The organism is Natrialba sp. SSL1, from assembly GCF_001861355.1.
Lineage (GTDB): Archaea > Halobacteriota > Halobacteria > Halobacteriales > Natrialbaceae > Natrialba.
The window spans coordinates 25490-47247 of record NZ_MASN01000041.1 but is presented as its reverse complement, the minus strand read 5'-3'; the positions used below and the strand labels follow the sequence as shown (position 1 = coordinate 47247).

Annotated in this window: 21 protein-coding genes; 11 read left to right on the top strand and 10 right to left on the bottom strand. The window is 62.3% G+C overall.

Going from position 1 to position 21758, the window contains the following annotated elements:
• Positions 1–157: 157 nt before the first annotated feature.
• The 4 genes from BBD46_RS15635 (at position 158) to BBD46_RS15620 (ending at position 4585) form a co-directional block, all read left to right on the top strand.
• A complete protein-coding gene (locus tag BBD46_RS15635; protein ID WP_071402626.1) occupies positions 158–2083 on the top strand; it encodes an aldehyde ferredoxin oxidoreductase family protein in 1926 nt (641 codons plus the stop codon).
• A 79-nt stretch (positions 2084–2162) separates the two neighbouring features.
• Positions 2163–3227 (top strand): hypothetical protein, encoded by a 1065-nt coding sequence (locus BBD46_RS15630; RefSeq protein WP_071402625.1) that lies wholly within the window; start codon positions 2163–2165, stop codon positions 3225–3227.
• 136 nt (positions 3228–3363) lie between these two features.
• Positions 3364–4032, top strand: a complete 669-nt coding sequence (locus BBD46_RS15625; protein ID WP_071402624.1) for a hypothetical protein — start codon at positions 3364–3366, stop codon at positions 4030–4032.
• Positions 4033–4180: 148 nt separating this feature from the next.
• Complete coding sequence (locus tag BBD46_RS15620) at positions 4181–4585, top strand: carboxymuconolactone decarboxylase family protein (RefSeq protein ID WP_071402712.1); 405 nt, start codon at positions 4181–4183, stop codon at positions 4583–4585.
• Positions 4586–4706: 121 nt separating this feature from the next.
• Here the strand turns inward: BBD46_RS15620 and BBD46_RS15615 are convergent, their stop codons facing one another.
• The 5 genes from BBD46_RS15615 to BBD46_RS15595 all read right to left on the bottom strand — a co-directional run bounded on the left by BBD46_RS15615 (position 4707) and on the right by BBD46_RS15595 (position 7226).
• The gene (locus tag BBD46_RS15615) at positions 4707–5069 is read right to left on the bottom strand and encodes a hypothetical protein (RefSeq protein WP_071402623.1); all 363 of its coding nucleotides are present in this window, start codon (positions 5067–5069) and stop codon (positions 4707–4709) included.
• Positions 5070–5441 (bottom strand): hypothetical protein, encoded by a 372-nt coding sequence (locus tag BBD46_RS15610; RefSeq protein WP_071402622.1) that lies wholly within the window; start codon positions 5439–5441, stop codon positions 5070–5072.
• Between the two features lie 66 nt (positions 5442–5507).
• Positions 5508–5825: an AzlD family protein gene (locus BBD46_RS15605; RefSeq protein WP_071402621.1), complete on the bottom strand. Its 318-nt coding sequence runs from the start codon at positions 5823–5825 to the stop codon at positions 5508–5510.
• The gene (locus BBD46_RS15600; RefSeq protein WP_071402620.1) at positions 5815–6774 is read right to left on the bottom strand and encodes an AzlC family ABC transporter permease; all 960 of its coding nucleotides are present in this window, start codon (positions 6772–6774) and stop codon (positions 5815–5817) included. The genes BBD46_RS15605 and BBD46_RS15600 overlap by 11 nt, the downstream gene beginning before the upstream one ends.
• A gap of 158 nt (positions 6775–6932) precedes the next feature.
• Complete coding sequence (locus BBD46_RS15595) at positions 6933–7226, bottom strand: ubiquitin-like small modifier protein 1 (RefSeq protein WP_071402619.1); 294 nt, start codon at positions 7224–7226, stop codon at positions 6933–6935.
• 218 nt (positions 7227–7444) lie between these two features.
• On the opposite strand from BBD46_RS15595, the gene BBD46_RS15590 reads away from it, so the two are divergent.
• Entirely contained in the window at positions 7445–7768 is a 324-nt protein-coding gene (locus BBD46_RS15590; RefSeq protein WP_071402618.1) for a hypothetical protein, read from the top strand.
• 81 nt (positions 7769–7849) lie between these two features.
• Here the strand turns inward: BBD46_RS15590 and BBD46_RS15585 are convergent, their stop codons facing one another.
• Together BBD46_RS15585 and BBD46_RS15580 are read right to left on the bottom strand one after the other, a co-directional pair.
• The gene (locus tag BBD46_RS15585) at positions 7850–8776 is read right to left on the bottom strand and encodes a hypothetical protein (RefSeq protein ID WP_071402617.1); all 927 of its coding nucleotides are present in this window, start codon (positions 8774–8776) and stop codon (positions 7850–7852) included.
• Positions 8777–9037: 261 nt separating this feature from the next.
• Positions 9038–9313, bottom strand: coding sequence for a PadR family transcriptional regulator (locus tag BBD46_RS15580; protein ID WP_006654120.1), 276 nt, complete (start codon positions 9311–9313; stop codon positions 9038–9040).
• Between the two features lie 186 nt (positions 9314–9499).
• Between BBD46_RS15580 and BBD46_RS15575 the strand changes: the two genes are divergently transcribed.
• Entirely contained in the window at positions 9500–10054 is a 555-nt protein-coding gene (locus BBD46_RS15575) for an NUDIX hydrolase (RefSeq protein WP_071402616.1), read from the top strand.
• A gap of 296 nt (positions 10055–10350) precedes the next feature.
• Here BBD46_RS15575 and BBD46_RS15570 read toward each other — a convergent pair whose 3' ends face one another.
• Both BBD46_RS15570 and BBD46_RS15565 read right to left on the bottom strand, forming a co-directional pair.
• On the bottom strand, positions 10351–11916 hold the full coding sequence (locus tag BBD46_RS15570; protein ID WP_071402615.1) for a hypothetical protein: 1566 nt from the start codon (positions 11914–11916) through the stop codon (positions 10351–10353).
• Positions 11917–12544: 628 nt separating this feature from the next.
• Entirely contained in the window at positions 12545–14890 is a 2346-nt protein-coding gene (locus BBD46_RS15565; RefSeq protein ID WP_071402614.1) for an AAA family ATPase, read from the bottom strand.
• Between the two features lie 293 nt (positions 14891–15183).
• On the opposite strand from BBD46_RS15565, the gene tgtA reads away from it, so the two are divergent.
• The 4 genes from tgtA to BBD46_RS15545 all read left to right on the top strand — a co-directional run bounded on the left by tgtA (position 15184) and on the right by BBD46_RS15545 (position 20551).
• Entirely contained in the window at positions 15184–16659 is a 1476-nt protein-coding gene (gene tgtA / locus BBD46_RS15560) for a tRNA guanosine(15) transglycosylase TgtA (protein ID WP_071402613.1), read from the top strand.
• 94 nt (positions 16660–16753) lie between these two features.
• Positions 16754–18709 carry a NosD domain-containing protein gene (locus BBD46_RS15555; RefSeq protein ID WP_071402612.1) on the top strand — a complete coding sequence of 652 codons (1956 nt, stop codon included), beginning with the start codon at positions 16754–16756 and terminating at the stop codon, positions 18707–18709.
• On the top strand, positions 18702–19631 hold the full coding sequence (locus tag BBD46_RS15550) for an ABC transporter ATP-binding protein (protein WP_071402611.1): 930 nt from the start codon (positions 18702–18704) through the stop codon (positions 19629–19631). Before BBD46_RS15555 ends, BBD46_RS15550 begins: the two co-directional genes overlap by 8 nt.
• Positions 19628–20551, top strand: coding sequence for an ABC transporter permease (locus tag BBD46_RS15545; RefSeq protein ID WP_071402610.1), 924 nt, complete (start codon positions 19628–19630; stop codon positions 20549–20551). The genes BBD46_RS15550 and BBD46_RS15545 overlap by 4 nt, the downstream gene beginning before the upstream one ends.
• Before the next feature lie 31 nt (positions 20552–20582).
• On the opposite strand, the gene BBD46_RS15540 is transcribed toward BBD46_RS15545, so the two are convergent.
• Positions 20583–21188, bottom strand: a complete 606-nt coding sequence (locus tag BBD46_RS15540) for a nitrous oxide reductase accessory protein NosL (protein ID WP_071402609.1) — start codon at positions 21186–21188, stop codon at positions 20583–20585.
• A 211-nt stretch (positions 21189–21399) separates the two neighbouring features.
• Here BBD46_RS15540 and BBD46_RS15535 point away from each other — a divergent pair, with 211 nt between their 5' ends.
• A complete protein-coding gene (locus BBD46_RS15535) occupies positions 21400–21756 on the top strand; it encodes a TRAM domain-containing protein (RefSeq protein ID WP_071402608.1) in 357 nt (118 codons plus the stop codon).
• Positions 21757–21758: the final 2 nt, after the last annotated feature.

Here is a 21758-nt window from a genome sequence, read left to right as displayed (position 1 = left end):
GCCGTCCTGGTTGCTCCACTGGCGGGACGACGGCTGCCACAGCGCAGAGACTGTCGAGGACCAGACCGTGGTCCGAGCGCCACGTAACCGAAATTAGTTTCGTATGAGTGTGAACAACTAACAGGATAGCCGTCCAAGTAATTTGGGAAGGATTATCATGACCGAAATTGGCGGTTTTCAGGATCGAGTCGCTCGAGTCGATCTGTCTGAGGAGTCAGTAGCATACGAGTCGATCGACGAGGACGACGCTCGCAAGTATATCGGCGCACGCGGCCTCGGGGTGAAGTACGTCTTCGAACAGGGTCCAGACGTCGACCCCCTCGGGCCGGACAACCTGCTCGCGTTCATGAATGGCCCGCTCTCGGGGACACAAGTGACGATGAGCGGCCGTATCGCCGTCTGTACGAAGTCACCCCTGACCGGCACCGTCACTGACAGCCACCACGGCGGCTGGTCCGGTGCACGCCTGAAGTGGGCCGGCTTCGACGGCCTCCTCTTCGAAGGCGAAGCCGACAGCCCGGTCTACGCCCACATCGAGGACGGTGAGGTCGAACTCCGCGACGCCAGCGACCTCTGGGGAGCGGGCGTCCACGAAACGCGCGACCAACTCGAGAAGGAGGTCGACGGCAGCTACGGGAAGAACCTCTCGCTGATGGCGATCGGCCCCGGCGGTGAGAACGAGGTCAAGTACGCCTGTATCATGAACGAGGACGACCGCGCCTCGGGCCGCGGCGGCACGGGCTGTGTCATGGGGTCGAAGAACCTCAAGGCGATCGTCATCAAGTCGACGACGAAGATGCCCCAGCCCGCCGATCAGGAGACGTTCCGCGAGGGCCACCAGCAGGCGATGCAGGCGATCACCGAATCCGAAGTCACCGCGCCGAACGAGGGCGGCCTCTCGATGTACGGGACGAACGTCCTGATGAACATCGGCGAGGAGATGGACGGCCTGCCAACGAAAAACGGACGCTATACCTCGACTGAGGCCATGCGCGACGCAGAGGGCGTCGACATCGACGCCGAACGCGTCTCCGGAGAGAACGTCCGCGAGAACATCCTCGTCGACGAACCCACCTGCCACTCCTGTCCGGTCGCCTGCAAAAAGGAAGTCGAAGTGCAGGCGATGCACAAGGGCGAGGAGATGAACGTCCGCACCGAATCCTACGAGTACGAATCCGCCTACGCGCTCGGCCCGAACTCGGGTCACACAGACCGCGACGCCGTCGCGCTCATGCTCGACCGCTGTAACGACATGGGCGTCGACACCATCGAAACGGGCAATATGATGGCGATGGCCATGGAGATGACCGAGGAAGGCAAACTCGACGAAGGAGAACTCGAGTGGGGCGACACCGAGACCATGATCGACATGATCGAGCGGATCGCCCGTCGCGAGGACGACCTTGCGGATCTGCTCGCGGAGGGGCCACGCCGCGTTGCGGATCGCAAGGAGGCCCACGACAACTCCCTCGCGGTGAAGGGCCAGACGATCGCGGCCTACGATCCGCGCTGTATGAAGGGAATGGGTATCGGCTACGCCACCTCGAATCGTGGAGCCTGCCACCTGCGCGGGTACACGCCCGCCGCCGAGATTCTGGGCATTCCGGAAAAGGTGGACCCGTACGAGTACGAGGGGAAAGGCGAACTCACCGCCGCCTTCCAGGATCTGCATGCCATCAGCGATTCGTTCGACATCTGCAAGTTCAACGCCTTCGCGGAGGGCATCGAGGAATACGTGCTCCAGTACAACGGCATGACCGGTCTCGACGTCACCGAGGACGAACTGCTCGAAGCCGGCGAACGCATCTACAACTTGGAGCGCTACTACAACAACCTCGTCGGCTTCGACGGCGCTGACGACTCGCTCCCGGCGCGCTTCCTCGACGGCGAGGACGGCATCCCCGGCCAGGGTGCGAGCGAGGGCGAGTTCTGCGAACTCGAGGAGATGAAAGAGGAGTACTACGACCACCGCGGCTGGGTCGACGGCGTCGTGCCCGACGAGAAACTCGAAGCCCTCGAGATCGAAATCGGTCCGGGAACGGGCGTCTCCGCCGGTGATTCGCCGGCACCGGCAGACGACTGACCACGGGTCGTGCTCCTTGACGACCGTCCCGTGACAGTGAAACCCACTATTTTGTAACTCGCGTCCATACCAGCCACGCATGCCCCTCCTGCTTGGTCTCGCCCTTGCAACGATTGGCCTCGTACTGGTCCTCCACGGGAGTCGCTACCTGCGACGAGCCTACCGAATCACGACTGGCGATCCGCTCACACCGAAAACCCTCTCGAGCGCAGCAAAACCGGTAGAACTCGTGGGTACTGCACGACCGCTCGAAGAGAGCGTGGGCGGGAATAGGGCCGGAATCGAGACTGGGACCGGGACCGAGACCGAGACCGAGACAGATGACACGGTACTCGAGTCACCCTCCCAACAGCCGTCACAACTTTCGTCCCAGCAATCGTCACAGCCGTTGACCCAGCAGCCGCCGCGCTCCAGCACTCAGCGGTCGTCACAGCCGGACCAGGACCAAGTCCAGAATCAGGACCCAGAAACCCCAGTCACGCCGGCGCTGTGTGCCTCGGTCCGAATCCAGCGCTACGAAGCCAGCCAGTCGGACGACCGGCGCGGCGGGCGATGGGTGACGATCGGCCAGAGCGAGGACGGCGAGTACGCACGCCCGTTCGTCGTCGACGGCCCCGTTCATGCCAAGGTCGACCCGACCGGCGCGACGACCGAGTTCGACGAGTGGGAGACCGTGGAGACGACGCACGGCGACCCCGACTTCGACACCACCCTCGTCGGCCACGATTCTGGACCCGAACTGCAGGCGCTACTCGAGTCCGGCGAGTCAGAGACAACGGAGAGCACCCGCAGTTGGCGCGCACACCGGAGTGACCACCAGCGACGCCATCACCCGTCAGCCGGGTCGGATACTCGGTATCGACTGCAGTACCGGCGACTCGAGCCCGGCGACGACGTGCACGTCTTCGGTGGACGAATTATTGACCGGCCCGACGAGTGGGGAGAGACGATAGATATCGTCGTGGGGGGACCGGAAACCGGGGACCGAGAACGAAAACGGGAACAGGAACAGTACCTGCTCACAACAGGAAGCGAATCGGCGGCCTCGCGAACGCAGTACACCCGCGGCGTCGCACTCGCTGGCATCGGGCTCGTGCTCACGCTCACCGGTATCGCGCTCCCGCTGATCGCGGCCCTTTCGTGAGTGGCGGGAGTGTCGGAAATGTCGGGAATGTCGAGGGTCGAATGGGAAACGAGTCGACGCATACCCGCCCAGGTTCCGACCACTTCAGACCCGATGCTGCTATACCAGCCCCATCCCAATCACGGATAGACGCACGATGATGGCCACGACCCACGCCCTCGCCGGGCTCGCGCTCGCCGCCGCCATCGCGACCGTCTCCCCCGCCTTCGGCACCGTCGCCGCCGTCGCTGCGATTCTCGGCGGCCTCTTTCCCGATGTCGACCTCGTCGCAGGCCATCGTCGCACGCTTCATTTTCCCGTCTACTACTGGGTGCTCGCCATACCCGCGTCGCTCGCCGCCGTTCTCGCACCGAGTGACCTTACCGTCGCGCTCGCCATCTTCCTCGTCGCCGCCGGCCTGCACTCTGTCATGGATCTCTTCGGCTGCGGACTCGAGTTCAAACCCTGGCTCGGCACCTCGGACCGGGCGGTCTACAGCCACTATCACGGCCGGTGGCTCGCGCCGCGGCGCTGGATTCGCTACGACGGCGCGCCGTCGGATCTCGCACTGGCGGCGATGCTCGCGTTTCCCGCCCTGTTCGTCTTCGACGCGAACGCCACGATCGAGACGGCGGTTGTGATGTTGCTCCTGGTTTCGATCGGGTACGCCGCACTCAGGCACCCGCTGGCTCGACTGGGTGAGTGGCTGCTAGAGCGGCTCCCAGCGCCCGTCGTCGCGATGGTGCCGGAGTGGATCGCGTCGGCGGGCGAGCAGCGACGGTCGGAACAACAACAACGGCCGGACCAGCACCGACGGGAACAGTAGCTACGACCCCTCCATCGACTCGCAGACAGTGACCCGAACGCACCAAGCGGCTCGAGTGCATCCCATGCACGCCGGGCAGCCACTGCATTACTTCTAACGGATGCCTATCTACGATAGGAACCTGTACGCTTCAATGGAGGTCGCGACCATGACAACACCAGACACCCAGGAAGAAATCGAACAGACACTCGGCCAGGTACCGAGCTGGATGGAACACATCGCAGCCCCCGCAGGCGACCACAGCTGGGGACTCTTTCGAGACCTTACCCTCGGCGAAACAGAGCTCTCGGCGCGCGAAAAGGGCCTTATCGGCGTCGGCGTCGCCGCCGCCATCGCGTGTCCGTACTGCGAACACTTCCACCGCGAGGAAGCCCGGCTGGCCGACGTGAGCGAGGCCGAACTCGAGGAGGCAGTCTCACTCGCCAGTTCGACCCGGTACTTCTCGACGACCCTGCACGGCAACGAGGTCGACATGGACGAGTTCGTCGCCGAGACCGACGAAATCGTTGACCATCTCAAGGAACAAGAGGCAGCGGCGGCCGGTGCCGACTGAGTCGACACGGTGATGCGTTTCGCGAGTAAGGCAACTCGAGTGCGACCCGATTCAACTGGCGGCGGCCCGTCCCTGTCGTCGCCAGCAAATTCGTCGAAGAGCGAAACGGGACCAGAACCAGTCACCGCGCAATAAGCACCGGCTCCCGAATCTCGAACGCCGTCTCGAACTCCCCCTCACGGTCCTGTCGACGGCCGATTCGACGCACCTGTTCCTCGTGTGCCCGCCGTACCGCTGCCGTCTCCCGCTCGGTCAACTCGAGTTCCTCGCCGAGGTCGTCCCAGTGACCCCAGTCGACGAGGAACACCTCGCGGTCGGCATCGGTGTAGACGCGCTCGAACTCGCGGCGGTAGCGGTCACGCCGGGGTGCAAGGAGTGTCTGCGCCCGATCGACGAGGTCGGGCAGGCGCTCCGGCGGGACGCTCGCTTTGGCGGCCGTGAGCAGGAGGATCTGCCCCTCTATTGGATCGCCGGGTTCGGTCATCTATCCCCCCGCCCGCATGGCTTTCTGAGCGAAGTCTTCGACGAGCGTCTCGAGTGGGGCAGATTCCTGGCCTTCGAAGACGACGGTGACCTCGGTTAGCGTGAGCGTCGGCCCGATCTGGACGGACTCTGAGGAGAGTGTCGCTTGCCAGGTGTCACCCACGACGGTTGGCGGTGTGCCGTCGCTGGGTGTATCGTGGTCGTGGTGGTCGTCATGGTCGTCGTGTTCGTAACCGGTGTCCACACCGTTGGAATCAGATGCGGATATGTGCTCGGCTGCCGACTCAACGCGCTCGCCGCCGAGGTTTGTCAGGTACCGAATCGCGAGCCGCTCGGAGATTCCCCGAAAGGAGCGTTCGATACGGCGGGTCATACGGATCATTTATTCGCAGAGATGATAAAGGCGCGTCGGCGATCCGCTGTCCACGCCGCTGTCGCACTAGAGTAACGCTCTGAATCCCACGACCGAGAGCACACCCGCACAGAGCGCGAGCAAAATGCTCTCGGTACGCCACATGACGACCAGGACAACGGCTGCAGCGCCCCACTCTGCCGGCCCGCCGTTCACGAGTTCCGGACCGAGCACGGCGATCACGATCGCACCCGGGAGGACGTTCAGGCCGGCCTCGAGTCGCTCGCTGAGTTCGAAGCGGCGGACGATCCAGATGCCGCCGACCTTCGTGAGAACCGTGACGGCGGCCATCGCGAGAACGACACCGACGACGAGCGGGTCGAGCGACAGCGCGTCACTGATCATAACGGACCACCTCGACAGCGGCCGCTGCGAGGCCGCCGAGTAGAATGTACCACCGACCCGGGACGAGTTCTGCGGCGACGATAGCGACTGCGAGCGCGACGGTCCACGGGACGAGCGAGGATTTTCCCTCCCAGAGTTCGGCGGCAAGCGCGAGGAAAACGGCTGCGAGAATGAAGTCGAAGCCGTACTCGGTCGGATCGCCGACGACACCGCCGGCGACGGCACCGATGACGGTCGCGCCGACCCAGAAGAGCCAGACGGCGAAGCCGCTGCCGAGCAAGAACGCGCCGTAGCCGGCTCCCGATCGGAGGTTTCGCATCGTCAGCGCCCAGTTCTCGTCGGCCATGACGAAGAGACTCCCATACACCTTCGCCGGCGAGAGGTGTTTGAACCACGGCTGGAGCGCTGCGCCCATCAGCGAGTATCGGAGATTGATCGCGAACGTCGTGACGAGCACCGCAGCGATCGGAATCGGATCAGCCCAGAGTTCGACGGCGACGATCTGTGAGGCCCCAGCAACGACGGTCGCGCTCATCAGCGCGGCCTCGGCGACGCTCAGGCCGGCCTGGTTGGCGAGTACGCCGAAGGCGATGCCGTAGCCACCGACGCCGAGTGCGACGGGGAGACAGGTGAGAAAGCCGGTTCGAACGCCTTCCCAACCGAACGTGACGGTTTCGGGATCCGGGGACGGATTCTGGCCCGTGTCGGAGGGAGCGCCGGGGCTCGAATCGGGGTCAGAGTCAGCACCAGGGTTCAAGTCCGAGTCAGAACCAGAGTCGGGGTCAGAGTCGGAGTCGTACTCCAGTTCGGACACCCTGGTACCAGACTCTGCCGCCGACTCCGTTCCAGTTACGGTCTCCGACTCGTCCGCACCCGCTGTCCCATCCTCGATTTCTCGGTCAGATCGCTCCTGCGTGGGATACACGTCGGTCTCTGGGTTCCTCTCCATTCGATCACTCTTCGCTATCTCTCGGCGGACCGATGCGTAAAGCGTTCTCGGAATCGCCGGCCGGCGCGGCCGTATCCATTCGGGCATTGAAAACAGGCTGCAAGAAATTGCTGTGGTCGACCCACTGACTCACCGCCAGCAACACGACTTGGCGCTGCTCACAACTGCGGCCGTCCACCGCCCGCAACCGGCGGGAACACAGACACAACGTCGCCGTCTTCGAGTTCCGTCTCCGCACCCGCCATGTGCGTCACGTCCCGTCCGTTCTTGAGCACGCTCAACTGCGGGCGAATCGCACCGGACTCGAGTAGCTGTCCGTCGAGGCCGTCGTACTGTGACTCGAGGTCGGCGAGGACGTCGCCGACGGTTGCGTCGTCGTCGACGGTTCGGTTGCGTTCTTTCTCGCCGACTGCCTCGCGGTACGTCGCAAAGAAGCGGAGTGTGAGTTCCATACGCGCTAATTGAGCGGATTCGACATAAGTTCGGGCGTCGGAGCGGCGCGTGTGGCGAGAGGACTGCCGATCTGGTCATTGCTGTGATGGGAACGGCTACGAGCGATGAGTATTGTATTCGGACAGTGACAGAGGCACAGTACAGAGACCGGCACGGTGTGGAACGTGCACGCAGGTGTCGGCTCAGCGCTTATTCGCGTCCGTAGGGAAACGGAAGTATGACAACCAAACGTGACCAAACGCGGCGGCGGCTACTCGGAACGGCTGGCGCGACGATTTCGGCGATGCTCATCGCGGGCTGTGGGGACACTGCACCGGAAGACGAGGATGGCGAACCAGAAGCTGAAGAGGGGACTGGAAACGGGCAGGATATCGAAGACGAAGACGAAGACGACGAGGATGAGGACGGAGACGAAGAGGCCGGAACCGATGTGACGGACGACGAGAATGGAGCGGATGAGAACGGTGCGGACGAAGACGAGGGCGACGAGGACGAAGACACAGCAGACAACGGTGGCGAAAACGGCGAAGACGAAGACTGAGACGGAGACGGAGACGAAAACGAAAACGGGAACTGACCAGCACCGACCGCAGACGCGCATCACAGTCCGGCAGTCACTTTCTCAGTTCGGATCGAACGGCGTAATCGAAATCGACTGTGCGATCGTCGAAATCCGAAGCACGGCAGCCGCGAGCAACGCAATCGGGAACAGACCGAACAGCAGCGTTGCCGTCACGATCGTCGTCGACGCTCCAGAGAGCGTTGCACCACCATCGTACCCGCTGAGATGAACGAGCGAACCGCCAGCCAGCGCAATCGCCGGCAGCCCCGCATAGACCAGCAGCCGCGACAGCCGCGAGAGTTCCTGCTGAATGTACATCGAGAGAAAGTAGTACCGCGCGATGTCGAGGGACTCGAGTGCAACCACGGTCTGGGCAAGTCGGTCGTCGGTGTGAGCGGAACTCCTCGCAGTATGGGTCGCCTGAATTGAGTAGAGGTCCTGTACATAGTCGAGATAGCGGACGGGGTAGATGGCGAGGACGACGGTGCGGAGACTGTCGTCATCGGAGCCGAGACGTGCTGAAACACGGTCGGTGTGTGCCTGTAGGCGTTCCCGAACGGCGAGTAATGACTCCTGAAGCGGTGTCTCCTCGGGTGCGTCGGTGCCGAGTTCCGCGGTCGTCCTATCGAGGTCAGCGATCGCCGCTCGGAGGAAGCCGGCGGGTGTGAGCGAAGCGGCCGAGCCGTTCGTCGCGCTGCGGTGGAAGGCAAGTGTCTCGCGGATTTCGCGCTGGAGTTCGCCCGGTGTGCCGAAGTCACGCGAGATGACAAGTTGGTTGATCGAGACGACGACGGTGATAAGCGTGATGTTGCCGGCGACCAGACTGCCGAGCAGGTAGTACAGCGGCGAGTGGTTCTCCCGAACGGGTCCAAATCCGGCGATGCCGGCGATTATCGAGAGGAGAGCCAGCACGACGACGGCGACGAGGAGACGGTTCCCTGTCAGGAGTAGCCACCGGGAGAGTACGTCACGGCTCTGGTCCGTCATTGAGCGGTTTAACGAGTGGGCCAGACGCACAAGTAGGTACGGGGAGAGGGGTGCAGGTCACAGATTCGACGCGACAGACTGCGGTGTATCCGAACGGTGCCAGCGATAGGGCAGAACGGTGACAGCGATAGGGCAGAACGGTGACAGCGACGAGGCAGAACGGTGACAGTGTGATGTCTGAACGGCGACAGTGGTACGTCTACACAGTGAGTGGCAGCAGTATCCGTATGCGAGAAGTCGCACGAAACTCGTCAGGAGTGCTTAGACGTCGACGTACTGGTTGACCCACTCCTGACGGCGTTGTAAGATCCGTCGTCCTTTCGGTGTCAGTGCGTAGTAGTTCGTCCGGCGGTCGAGTTGCCCCTTCTCGACGAGTTCTTTCTCGACGAGTGTATCGAGATTCGGATACAGCCGTCCGTGAGTGACCGGCTGGTCGATATACCGATTGATATCGTCGAGAATCTCTTGGCCGGACGGTCGATCCTTCCCTGCGATTACGTACAGCAAATCACGCTGGAATCCGGTTAACTGATCCATGGATCATCCTCTGAATTGCAACCTTCATCCATTCGTGGCTTTGTTATAGAGCCTGTACGACCACTGCAGGCCAGAGAACGGACTGCATAGCCTGCTGTCCGCCGATTTAGCCCCCGATAGATTCGAGTGCCTCATCGCTCGCTCCGTGACGCCGCGTTTTTGCCAGACTGCGCCGTACCGGTCGGTATGCCGACCGATCCGCTCGCCTGGGAAACCACCGACCGAGAGGTAGCGTACACCTGTCCGGGCTTCGATATCGTTAACGAGTCCGTTCGCCTGCCCGACGGCACCGAGACCGACTTCGATTACCTCTCCGAACCGCCAAGCGTCTGCATCCTCCCGTTCACAGCCGACGGCGACGTCGTCTGCATCGACGAGTGGCGACAGGCCGTCTCCCGCGTCAATCGTAGCCTCCCCGTCGGCGGTACCGAACCCGACGACACCGACCTCGAAGCCGCCGCCCGCCGGGAACTCCGCGAGGAAACCGGCTACGAAGCCGACCGCATGGAGCCACTCGTCACCGTCGAACCCGCAAACGGCATCGCCGACTCCGTCCTGCACGTCTTCGTCGCCGAGGACTGTCAGCCAACGGCTGAACAGGAACTCGACCACAACGAGAGCATCCGCGTCGAACCCGTTGCCTTCGAGACGGTACTCGAATCCCTGCTGGCTGGCGACGTTCGCGATGGGCGGTTGGCGCTTGCGGTGTCGTACTATCAGCTGCAGGAGGGTGCCGAGTAGCGAGCGCAACAGGTGGTACCCTGTACACCTCGTGTGAGGCCTCCCGTCCGACTGTCGCTGTCGCTACTGTACTCGAGACCGGGTCTGGCTGGCTGTTTGTCTGTCTGGTTGAGTGAGGAGACAGTCGCGGGGACGCGATGTCGGTATGCGATGTCGGTATGGCGTCTGGTGTACGAAAAATGCGACCCCAGGCCCGGGCGCGCCGATGGCACGCCGGGGCCGAGTGGGTGTCTGGAACGTGTCTGTGTCGGTACGGTTGCGTTCAACGGCTCCCGGGCGGGAGCGCTGGCGTCAGCTTAGCCCAGGATTGCGATGGAGTTCTGGTCGTCGTTGTCGTTGTCGTCGTCGAGACCGTTGTCCTCGTCGGTGTCGTCATCGTCGTCCATCTCATCGTCGTCATCCATCTCGTCCTCTTCCTCGGTCAGGTCTTCGAGGTCGGACGCGTCACCGAGCGTGACGGTCTCTGCCGTCGCGTCGCCGATCGAGATTGAGGATGCGCTCGCGTGCGAGACGGTCTCCTCGTCGTTCATGTCGTTTTCGTCGTCAGCGACACCGTTCTCGTCATCTGCGTCATCCTCGCCGTTCTCGTCGTCGACAGCGCCGTTATCCTCGTCGGCCATGTCGTCGTTCTCGTCATCGACGCCGTTCTCGTCATCGTCGACACCGTTGTCCTCATCGTCGACACCGTTGTCTTCGTCATCTGCCTCGGTGTCGTCGGTGTCATCCTCGTCGGCCTCCTCGAGTGACTCGATCGTCATCGAGTCGATGGTGACCTCGTCAACGTCGAACTGCTCGATGGTCAGGTGCTCGAGTTCCTCACCGTTTGCGTCGTCTTCGTCGTCAGCGACGCCGTTGTCGTTCTCATCGTTTTCGTCGTCGACGCCGTTGTCGTCGTCAGTGGCGTCATCGTCGGCGGCGTCGTCGTTGTCATCGACGCCGTTGTCCTCGTCATCTGCCTCGTCGTTCTCGTCGTCATCGTTGAAGATACCGTCGAAGAAGTCACCGATCTGGTCGAGGACACCGTCGTCATCCTCGATCTCCAGGTTGTCGATCGTCATCTGATCGACATCCATGGTTTCGATGGTGAGTTCGTTGACGGTCAGCTCGTCAGCGTCCTCGTCGAAGAGATCGAACTCGTCGTCAGTCGCTTCGTCGTCAGCGTCGTCGTTGTCGTCAACGCCGTTGTCCTCATCGTCGACACCATTGTCCTCGTCGTCCGCGTTGGTGTCGTCGTTGTCGTCAACGCCGTTGTCGTCTTCATCATCGACGCCGTTGTCTTCATCGTCGACACCGTTCTCGTCGTCGGCGTCAGCGTCGTCATCCTCGTCCATTTCCTCGTCGTCCATCTCGTCTTCCATCTCATCTTCATCGAGTTCGAGGTCCTCGATCGAGACGTCCTCGAGTTCGAGCTGCTCGATCTCGATGTCAGAGATCATTACGGACTCGGCGTCATCGTCAGCGTCGTCAACGCCGTTGTCCTCGTCATCGACGCCATTGTCGTCAGCGACGTCGTTGTCGTTCTCATCGTTCTCGTCGACGCCGTTGTCGTCGTCAGCAGCGTCGTCGTTGTCATCGACTCCGTTCTCTTCGTCATCTGCTTCGTCGTTCTCGTCCAGTTCCTCTTCGAGTTCTTCAGCATCAACGTCGAACTGCTCGACGTTTAGCTCCTCGATGGTGGCATCCTCGATCGTGACGTCATCGAGGTCGAGTGTGCCAACCTGTACGTTCTCGAGTGTTGCGCTCATGTCTCCGGTGTCGTCCTGCGCGGCAGGTGCTGTCGCGCCGGCGAGGGCAGGACCCCCCGACAGTGCGACCAGCAGTGCAACGAAGACGACTCCGATCTGTTGTGGTCGTGAAACCATGCGGACTGACATACCGCCTACTATTGGCTAAAACGAGCCGACTGTTACAGGCTTATCGTACCGAAAAGTCCAGTTAGAACTCGTGCAATCGTCGCTAATCACTCGTTCATCATATCATATTTCGTTTACGTCTTCGGCGGCTATTTCGCCCACCCGTTTGAACTGAATTGCGTTTGTGCCTGCGGCTGCCACTTGATTATTGGAACCACTCATTTACCGCCGGTCAGTACCTCTCCGGTGACTGTACTCAATCGATGACCGACACGAGCACGGATTGTTCCAGTGATGAGTGGTGGTGGTATGGTACTCGAGTAGCGTGAGCCAGTTGGCCTGACTCGCGGACGGATATAGTAACAACTGCAACTAGTTCCACACAGATCGCACAGCTGTCGTGCGACCAGTGTGGATACTGTGTGCGGTACAGTTACTGTATGCGGGTACAGTTGGGCTATCGCACGGACGAGCTGCTAAGAGAGGAACGGACACTGGCTGCGGATTGGTGGTCAAAAATAGCCGATAACTGACCAGCGAACCGACCGAGAGGCGGTCGGTGCCGTTCGTCTAGCTGGTTGTTTCTCGTCTCGGTTCCGGTTTTGGTTTCGCTTTCGCTTTCGTCTCCTCTTTCGCGTTAGACGGCGAGTGCGTACTCTTCGTCGTTGTCGTCGTAGTCGGCATCATCGTCGTACTCGTCGTCATCGTCGAGTCCGTCGTCAAGTTCGTCATCGTAGTCGTCGATCCCGGTCGCTTCGCCGACCGAGAAGCTGTCAGCAGTCGCGTCACCGACGGTGATCGACGAGACGGAGAGCGATTCGATGGTCACGTCGTCCATGTCGTCAACGTCGGTTTCATCGTCCTCGATGCCGTTGTCGTCTAGTTCAGTGTCGTCGGTATCGTCGACACCGTTGTCGTCGACGCCGTTGTCGTCATAGTCGTCGTCAGCGTCGACACCGTTCGCATCGACCTCGTCGGCATCGTCAACGCCGTTCTCCTCGTAGTCGTTCTCCACGGTGTGATCGTCGTCCGCGTGCTCGTCGTGTTTGTCGTCGTGTGTCTCATCTACCGCATTCTTGTCGTCGTACTCGTCGTCGTGAGCGTCTTTGTCGTCGTATTCGTCATCGTGAGCGTCTTTGTCATCTGTTTTCTCGTCGTGGTCCGCGCCGTCATCGTACTCCGCGTGCTCGTCAGTCTCCTCGACGTTGCACTCGGTTACTGCCTCGTCATCGTCGTCGACAGCAGCATCGGTCTCGTCAGTTTCGTACTCGTCGTCGTTCTCATCAGGTGCTGCTTCCTCGTCAGGCTCCTCGAGTTCGTCGTCGGTTTCGACGCCGTCGTCCATCTCGTCGTCGATGGCGCTGACGGTCATCGATTCGACGGTGAGTTCGTCGACGGTGAACTGCTGGATCGTGAGGTGGCTGATTTCGTGGACGGCTTCCTCGGTGTCGTCGACGCCATTGTCGTCGAGTTCGGTGTCGTCGGTATCGTCAACGCCGTTCTCCTCGACACCGTTGTCGTCGTACTCGTCGTCAGCGTCGTCGACACCGTTCTCGTCGAGTTCATCATCCTCGTACTCGTCGTCGGTGTCGTCGATGCCGTTGTCCTCAACGCCGTTCTCGTCGTAGTCATCGTCATCGACGCCGTTCTCGTCATCTGCTGCACCGCAGCAGGCGCCGGTGTGATCGTCGTCGTCAGTAGCTTCGTCATCGTCGGCCAACTCGTCGTCCTCGTCGACCATCTCGTCATCCGTGTCGACAGCAGCCTCGTCGTCGTCCGTCATTTCGTCATCGTCTGTCAGCTCATCGTCGTCCTCATCGACCAGTTCGTCGTCTTCGTCATCCACGAGGTCGTCATCAGTTTCGACGTCATCCTCCTCGTCGACACCGTTATCCAGCTCGTCATCGGCAATCTCGTCTTCGACGACGAGTTCGTCGATGGTGAGCTGTGCAACGGTCATCGACTCGATGGTGAGCTCCTGGACGACGAGTTCGTCAGCGTCCTCGTCGAAGCGGTCGTGGTCGTCGGTGTCATCGACGCCGTTCTCCTCGAGACCGTTGTCATCGTATTCGTCGTCCTCCACGCCGTTGTCTTCGACGCCGTTGTCGTTGTATTCGTCATCAACGCCGTTGTCGTCGTACTCATCATCAGCGTCGTCGACACCGTTCTCATCGTATTCGTCGTCCTCGTACTCGTCGGCATCGTCGACACCGTTCTCGTCAACGCCGTTGTCGTCGAGTTCATCGTCGTCGACGCCGTCATCGTCGACGGCCTCATCCTCGTCGACCACGATGTCCTCGTCTGCCTCATCCTCGACATCCTCATCCATCAGCTCGTCCTCGTGCTCGAACTCGACATCCTCGATGGAGATGTCGGTCAGAACGAGCTGGTCGATCTGGATATCGGAGATGGTGACGTGATCCATCTCGTCGGCGTCGTCGATACCGTTGTCGTCAACGCCGTTCTCGTCGAGGCCGTCGTCATCGACGCCATTGTCGTCGTATTCGTCATCCTCGATGCCGTTATCCTCGACGCCATTGTCGTCGTATTCGTCGTCTTCGACACCGTCATCCTCGACACCGTTCTCGTCGAGGCCATCATCCTCGTACTCGTCATCGGCATCATCGACGCCGTTGTCGTCGTACTCGTCGTCAGCGTCGTCGATACCGTTCTCATCGTCGAGCCCGTCGTCGTCAACACCGGGCTCGTCAGCCTCCTCGTGCTCGTCACCAAGCAACGCATGAAGCTGTTCGTGGTCAACGTCGAGCTGTTCGACAGTTAACTCCTCGATCGTCGCCTCTTCGATCGTGACTTCGTCTAACTCGAGTGTCCCTACCTGTGCGTTCTCGACCGTCGCGCCCATGTCTCCGTCCTCAGTGTCGTCCGCGGCTGGTCCCGATCCGCCGGCGAGGGCAGGACCCCCCGACAGCGCGACCAGGAGTGCCACGAAAACGACACCGAGTTGCTGTGATCGTGAAACCATGCGCTCGGGGCTTCCCCACGCGAGCGGCTAAAACAAGCTGACTGTTTCAGTCATGTCAGGATGGAAATGGCAGTTAGAAGCCCTGCAATCGTCGCTAATGGCCCATTCATTACTGATTGTGTGACTGTCATCGGCTGCGAATGTCGTAGCCCGAGACGAGTCAGCCCGGGCTCGAGAACGGACACACCAGAAGCTGGCTGTTCACCAGCCACCGACTTGCTTCCCGTCGACCCGCTGCCAGCAAACGCCCGGAGAACGGAACGTTTACCGGTTCGCTCGTCAACACACTGTCGATGCGCGAGTGCTTCGAAATCCGGGAGACCGACGCTGGCGGCCGGCTCGGCGAACTGACCGTTCCGCGAGCCGACACCACCGTCGAAACGCCCGCCCTCCTGCCGGTGATCAACCCGAATCTGGACACGATCAGCCCCCGTCGGCTCGCCGACGAGTTCGGCGCTGAAATTCTCATCACGAACTCCTACATCATCCACGGCACCGACGATGTCCGCGAGGAGGCACTCGAGAAGGGGCTCCACGACCTGCTCGATTTCCCGGGGGCGATCATGACCGACTCGGGCTCGTTCCAGCTCGCCGAGTACGGCGATATCGACGTTACGACGGAGGAGATTCTGGAGTTCCAGCACGCGATCGGCTCGGATATCGGCACGCCGGTCGACATTCCGACGCCGCCGGACGTTCCTCGCGAGCGGGCCGAGGAGGAACTCGCGACGACACAGGAACGCCTCGACGCTGCCGAAGGCGTCGACACGGGCGAGATGCTCGTTACCGCACCCGTTCAGGGCTCGACCTACCCGGATCTCCGGGAGGAGGCGGGCCGTCACGCCGACGCGACCGACCTCGATGTCTTCCCCGTTGGCGCGGTCGTCCCGCTGATGAACGACTACCGCTACGACGACGTAATCGACGCCGTCGCCGCCGCAAAGCGCGGCCTGGGTGCCGACGCACCGGTTCACCTCTTCGGTGCCGGCCACCCCATGATGTTCGCACTCGCCGCTGCGATGGGCTGTGACCTCTTTGATTCCGCGGCCTATGCACTCTACGCGCGCGACGACCGCTACCTCACCGTTCGCGGCACTCGGAATCTCGAGGACCTCGAGTACTTCCCGTGTTCCTGTCCCGTCTGTGCCGCCAACTCGCCGGCTGACATCCGTGAACTTCCCGACAAGGAGCGCGAAAAAGAACTCGCCGCTCACAACCTCCACGTCACGTTCGCCGAAATCCGCCGGATCAAGCAGGCCATCCGCGCCGGCACCCTGCTCGAACTCGTCGAGCAGCGCGCTCGCGCCCACCCGACGATGCTCGACGGCTACCGGGCACTGCTCGATCACGCTGGGGCACTCGAGCAGACGGATCCGGTCTCGAAGGGAGCGTTCTTCTACACATCCCACGAGAGCGCGCGCCGACCCGAGGTGCTGCGACACCACCAGCGACTCGACCGGCTCTCGGTGCCGAACTCGCTGCTCCTGACGGAAGGTGATTCGCCGCGCGGCGACGAGTTCGACGACTCCTGGCGCGTCGAGCCACCGTTCGGCCCGTTCCCGCGGGCGCTCTCGAAGAGCTACCCGCTCACGGCCGAGGTGCCGGATCGGACTGATCGTGCGGCACTCGAGGCCGCTGCAGACGGTGTGACGCGGCTGGTCGAGACGAATCCGGACACCGAGTTCACGCTGGCACACCGGGGCTGGCCCGCGGCGGTACTCGAGTCGGTGCCCGCGGCGGTCGAACTGGTGAATCTCGACGCCGAGTAGTCGGTTGTCGAGCCGGTGGGTTTCAACGGCCCGACGTACTGCTCTTCGACGGCCAGACCAGACCGTATATTTCATCGAGGTACAAACGTCCGCTGTGCGCGCCCGTTCCCGGAACAGGCTACGCTTTGGGCTACTGCTCGTCGTCGGAGCCGTGCTCCTCATCGGCCTCGCCGGCCTCTTCGTCGTCGACGCCGGCTCGACGACACCACCATCCGCGGAGTTCGATGACACCGTCCCCGTTGGACTCACGCTCGAGGACGAGCGCGGTCTCGATGACGCTGTCGCCCTCCCGCAAGCACAGGTGTTCTACTCGCAATACCAGTACGTCGTCGGCTACTACGGCGTCGAGACCTTCGTCAGCGAGCGCCAGCAGGCCGGCCACGAACAGCAGTTCGGCCACCCGCTGACGGTGTACGTCTCCGACTACAGCGACACCGCACTCGAGCTGAGCGATGAGGACTACCCGATTCTCGAGCAGTCACCCGGCTGGACCGACGCCGAGACCGCGTGGTTCGTCGTCGACAGCGACGCGCAGACGCCGGCCGGCGACACCGTTGTCCCGTTCAGCGAGCGCGAAGATGCCGAGGCGTTCGCTGGCGACCACGGCGGCAGCGTCTCCGACTGGGAGTCGGTACTCGAGCAGTCGTTCGACCGAGACGATGCGACGGTCGCTCGCGATCGTGTCGACGGCCAGCACCAGCTGGCCGACGACCGACTCGAGGCGGTTGATTCGTTCGCCGACCGGCCGCCGTCGATCGTCGCGGGCGAGGAGACGGAGACGATTCAGGAGGCGATCGACCAGGCACCGGCGAACACGACCGTCGTTGTTGCGGAAGGGAGCTACGAGGAGACACTCGAAATCGACCGGCCGATCACGTTGGCCGGCGAGGGTGAGGTGACGATTCGCGGTGACGACAACAGCACTGTTATCACTGTCACGGAGGGGAACATCGGAATCCAGAACCTCGCGATTACTGGCGTCGGCAATCAGACGCAGGGTGGTGAGGACCTCCCCGTCGACATCGACGAGGACGAGTGGGACGCGACATTTACGACGTACTACGCCGGTACGGACGCCGGAATCGGTGCCTACGGTGCTGACAACCTCCTCGTCGAGGATGTCGAAGTTGAGACGCCGGCGAGCGGGGTAATCGGCTACGACAGCACGGATGCTGTCGTCCGGAACGTCTCGGTTACGGGTCCCGAAGACGCGTCTGATGGTCTCGCCGGTATCTTGCTGTTTCAGTCGTCGAGCGTCGTCGAGGACTCGACCGTGCTAGGCGGGAAAAACGGCATCTATCTCTATCGCTCACCGGACACGATTCTCCGGTCGAACGAGGTTGGCGGCAACGAAATCGGCGTCCACCTGATGCACACGAGTGACACGCTGATCCACGGGAACGAACTCCGCGACCATCTTGTCGCTGGCGTCGACGTGATGACCGGCCCCGAACGGAACGCGATCGTCGAAAACGACGTTCGCGACAGCGACACCGGGTTCAGTATCGGCGGCAGCGAGACGTACGTCGCATCGAACGTTGCCGCCGACAACGAACGCGGCCTCCACGTAGAGACGACCACCTCGTTCTACGAGGGCAACGTCCTCGCCGGCAACGCCGTTGGTGCGGACGTGACGTCGATGCTCCCGACGAACCGTGTCGTCGGCAACGACTTCGTGGAGAACGACGAGCACGCGACGACCACGTCCGGCCCGCTTCGTCTCTGGAGCGACGGCGAGAGCGGCAACTACTGGCAGGGTGGGGCAGCAATCGCGGGCGATGCCGACGGCACCCACGCAGACCGCTCGTACACGCCGACCGATGCAGTCGACGAACGACTCCACCGCACCGACGGCACACAGACGCTCGTCCGAGCGCCGGCACTGCAGGCGCTTGCCGGACTCGAGGGCTCGGTTCCGGGCATGCGGACGGGGAGCATCGTCGATCAAACGCCGACCTGTGAGCCGAACAATCCGGAATTACTCGACCGAACCGACTGGGCCGATTCCGCCTGGTCGTGCGTTGACGCACCCACTTCGACCAATGACTGACGACTCATCGCACTCGACACCGTCGCGATCATCGCCGCACGCTTCGGTATCGCCAGCAGAATCGGTGCCTGAATCAGAATCAAAGTCAGAACCAGAATCAGGGCCGGCCCCGAACGAAGAGCCGGCCACTGAACTGCACACCGAACGGGAGACGGCATCGGGTTCGGGTTGTGAATCCGAGTCAACACAGACACCCATCCTCGAGGCGACGGGACTCGACCACGAGTACGGAGCGGTCTCCGTTCTCGAGGATGTCTCAGTCTCGCTCCGGCCGGGGACGGTCACGGCGCTGATCGGACCGAACGGCTCGGGAAAGACGACGCTGATCCGCGCGTTAGCGGGTCTTCACGAGCCGACCGCGGGAACGGTCGCCTACCACGGCCCTGATACGGCGCGCCAGATTGGCTACCTTCCCCAGCAGCCGTCGTTCCGGCCCGGGTTCACCGTCATCGAGACGGTCCGGTTCTATGCGTCGCTCGTCGGTGCACCCAACCCGGTGCCAACGGCGCAAGCACACCTCGACCGAGTCGGCCTCGCCGACGCGGCCTCGCGACCGGTCGACGCGCTCTCGGGCGGGATGACGCGCCTGCTCGGCATCGCACAGGCAACCATCGGTGATCCGCCCGTCGTCATCCTCGACGAACCCGGAAGCGGGCTCGATCCGGGAATGAGTATGCACGTGTTCGACGTTGCGGCGGAGCTCGCCGCAGACGGGATGGCAGTCCTCCTGAGTTCGCACGATCTCGAACTGGTCGAACGGGTCGCCGACGACGTGTTGCTCTTAGACGACGGACAGATTATCCAGCGCGGCTCGACTGTCGACCTGCAGCGCCGCCTAGACGCAGACTCGCTGTGGGATGTCTACCGGAACGCGACCGGCGGCGACACTGACACGGTTACCGTCCAGGGTGAGTCGACATGAGCGACGAGAATCGGACGCAGGCACAAACGCAAGCACAGAGCCGAGAAACCACCAGTTCCAGCACCGACAGTACCAACACCAACACCAGCACCAACACCACCACCCACCCCCAAACGAAACACATCCTCAAAACCATCATCGCGCGCGAACTCCGAACGGTCGCCCGAACACGAACGTTCTACGTCCTCGCCCTCGCACTCACCGCCGTCGTCCTCGGCGTCGCCTGGACCGGCGGCGGAATCCGGGCCGGGTTCGTCCCAACCGCCGTCGATCTCCTGACGCCACTCGAGTTACTCGTTCCCGTCGTCGCCGTCGCGTTCGGCTACCGTGCCGTGCTCGCCGACGAACAGCGCGGTGAACTCGACGTTCTCGAGACGTACCCTGTCTCGAACCGGTCGATCGTCCTCGGCGTTTACGTGGGACGGCTGATCGGACTCCTCGTGGCGATCGTCGTCCCGCTGGTGCTCGTCGCGGTGGCTGTCGCCGTGGCCGAAGAGGATCGGATACTGATCTATGCTAGCCACGCGGGTGTCGACTCGCCGCTCCTGTTCGTCAGGTTCGTCGTGCTGACGGCGCTGTTCGCGATGGCGGTGCTCGCCGTTGCGATTGCGATTTCGGCGGCGGTAAGCGCTACGCGGAGTGCGCTCGCACTTGCGGTCGTCGCACTCGTCGTACTGCTGGTCGGTCTCGACTTGCTGCTCGTCTACGGCTTTACGTCCGGGTTGATCGGCGATGGCGCGCTCGTCCACTCGCTCGCGCTCAGTCCGCTCAGCGCCTTTCGTGGGCTGGTTTTCGATACTGTAGTGGTCGTCGCGGCCGGCACCGGTCCGGCAGTCGCCTCACCGCTGGCGAGTGTGCTCGGATTGGTCGGCTGGACTGTCGGCTCGCTTGCGCTCGCGAGTTGGGTACTAAACCGCTGAGAACTGTCGTGTCGGCCTCTGTTTCGACCTTTCACATCAAAGACATGACGAGCTCCTGGGTCACGTCCTCGTGCTCGTACTGCTCGCCGCCGTACTCGTCGCTGAACGCAGTCGCGTCGTCACCATCGCTAAACGCAACGATCGACCCACCCATCGCGCCCTCGACATCGCTGTCGACGACCAACTCGAGTCCGGTCGCCGCTGCGAACGCGTCGGCGTCGAGGTGACGATTGAGGACGTAGTTGTCGCTGTCGCTGCTCTCGTCGACCTCGTAGTCGACGGCGGCGTAGTCAGTCAGGTACGTCACCTCGGGCGTTGCGGTGTCTTCGTGGTCGAACGCAAAGGTGTACGTGCACAGCGAGCTACAGAAGTGGGCCGGTCGGTCGTCCCCATCGAGCACCGTGGTGGGATCCTCGTAGTGGAGCTGGCCTGCGGGCCCCGGCTGGTTTCCGATCCCCATCGTACAGTTGTCACAGCTCTGTTCGCTGTCGATACTGACTGGATCGGGCGCTGGTTCTGCGTCGTCGTCGCTGAGACAGCCGGCTGCCAGACCGAGAGCGGCCGTCGTCGCCCCTGCGAGGACCGTTCGGCGTGTCGTCCGTCGGTCGGTGCCTGCTGACCGATTCCATCCGTTCATACGCGAAGTTAGCAGCAGTACTGTAAATCCGGTCTGGTATGATTCACGAAAGGGCGTGAGTGACACACTGCACGCGATGGCTGCTGTTGTAGCCAGCACGCGATAGCTGCCGTCCTGGCCATCCCACCATCGAGAGCAGAATGACCATCGTCAGCAGAATCACCATCGTCATCAGAAACAACAAAGGTGTGAGCGCGAGCCAGTAGGCAGTATGCTCGGACCAGCGTCGCTCGTCCTCGGGGTATTCGTGATGATACTGTTCGCGTCGTGGCTTATCCGCCGTGTGCGCGGCTCACCGCTCTCCGATGAGCAGCGCGAGTCTCTGGAAAGCCACCAAGAGGCCCAGGGGCGCGACCCACCGGTCGACGTCGGCGAGGAACACGAGGTCGCAATTCAGGAGTTCACCGAACACCACACGGGCGAGCGCCAGGCCGTCTGCAAGGTCGAAGGCTTCGTAATCTTCGTCGAGGACGTGCCGAGTCACTACGAACCGACGGACGTGATCCGGATCTCTATTCTCTCGTTCAACCGCGGACACACGTCGGCGACGGCAACCTACGTGAGCTGATC

Bases quoted from the DNA above. Each gene is read 5' to 3' on its own strand.
- BBD46_RS15595 (WP_071402619.1), bottom strand. From the start codon at position 7,226: ATGGAACTCACACTCCGCTTCTTTGCGACGTACCGCGAGGCAGTCGGC.
- BBD46_RS15635 (WP_071402626.1), top strand. From the start codon at position 158: ATGACCGAAATTGGCGGTTTTCAGGATCGAGTCGCTCGAGTCGATCTG.
- BBD46_RS15565 (WP_071402614.1), bottom strand. From the start codon at position 14,890: ATGGTTTCACGATCACAGCAACTCGGTGTCGTTTTCGTGGCACTCCTG.
- BBD46_RS15630 (WP_071402625.1), top strand. From the start codon at position 2,163: ATGCCCCTCCTGCTTGGTCTCGCCCTTGCAACGATTGGCCTCGTACTG.
- BBD46_RS15545 (WP_071402610.1), top strand. From the start codon at position 19,628: ATGAGCGACGAGAATCGGACGCAGGCACAAACGCAAGCACAGAGCCGA.
- BBD46_RS15605 (WP_071402621.1), bottom strand. From the start codon at position 5,825: ATGATCAGTGACGCGCTGTCGCTCGACCCGCTCGTCGTCGGTGTCGTT.
- BBD46_RS15585 (WP_071402617.1), bottom strand. From the start codon at position 8,776: ATGACGGACCAGAGCCGTGACGTACTCTCCCGGTGGCTACTCCTGACA.
- BBD46_RS15620 (WP_071402712.1), top strand. From the start codon at position 4,181: ATGACAACACCAGACACCCAGGAAGAAATCGAACAGACACTCGGCCAG.
- BBD46_RS15615 (WP_071402623.1), bottom strand. From the start codon at position 5,069: ATGACCGAACCCGGCGATCCAATAGAGGGGCAGATCCTCCTGCTCACG.
- BBD46_RS15540 (WP_071402609.1), bottom strand. From the start codon at position 21,188: ATGAACGGATGGAATCGGTCAGCAGGCACCGACCGACGGACGACACGC.
- BBD46_RS15580 (WP_006654120.1), bottom strand. From the start codon at position 9,313: ATGGATCAGTTAACCGGATTCCAGCGTGATTTGCTGTACGTAATCGCA.
- BBD46_RS15600 (WP_071402620.1), bottom strand. From the start codon at position 6,774: ATGGAGAGGAACCCAGAGACCGACGTGTATCCCACGCAGGAGCGATCT.
- tgtA (WP_071402613.1), top strand. From the start codon at position 15,184: ATGCGCGAGTGCTTCGAAATCCGGGAGACCGACGCTGGCGGCCGGCTC.
- BBD46_RS15570 (WP_071402615.1), bottom strand. From the start codon at position 11,916: ATGGTTTCACGACCACAACAGATCGGAGTCGTCTTCGTTGCACTGCTG.
- BBD46_RS15625 (WP_071402624.1), top strand. From the start codon at position 3,364: ATGATGGCCACGACCCACGCCCTCGCCGGGCTCGCGCTCGCCGCCGCC.
- BBD46_RS15610 (WP_071402622.1), bottom strand. From the start codon at position 5,441: ATGACCCGCCGTATCGAACGCTCCTTTCGGGGAATCTCCGAGCGGCTC.
- BBD46_RS15535 (WP_071402608.1), top strand. From the start codon at position 21,400: ATGCTCGGACCAGCGTCGCTCGTCCTCGGGGTATTCGTGATGATACTG.
- BBD46_RS15575 (WP_071402616.1), top strand. From the start codon at position 9,500: ATGCCGACCGATCCGCTCGCCTGGGAAACCACCGACCGAGAGGTAGCG.
- BBD46_RS15550 (WP_071402611.1), top strand. From the start codon at position 18,702: ATGACTGACGACTCATCGCACTCGACACCGTCGCGATCATCGCCGCAC.
- BBD46_RS15590 (WP_071402618.1), top strand. From the start codon at position 7,445: ATGACAACCAAACGTGACCAAACGCGGCGGCGGCTACTCGGAACGGCT.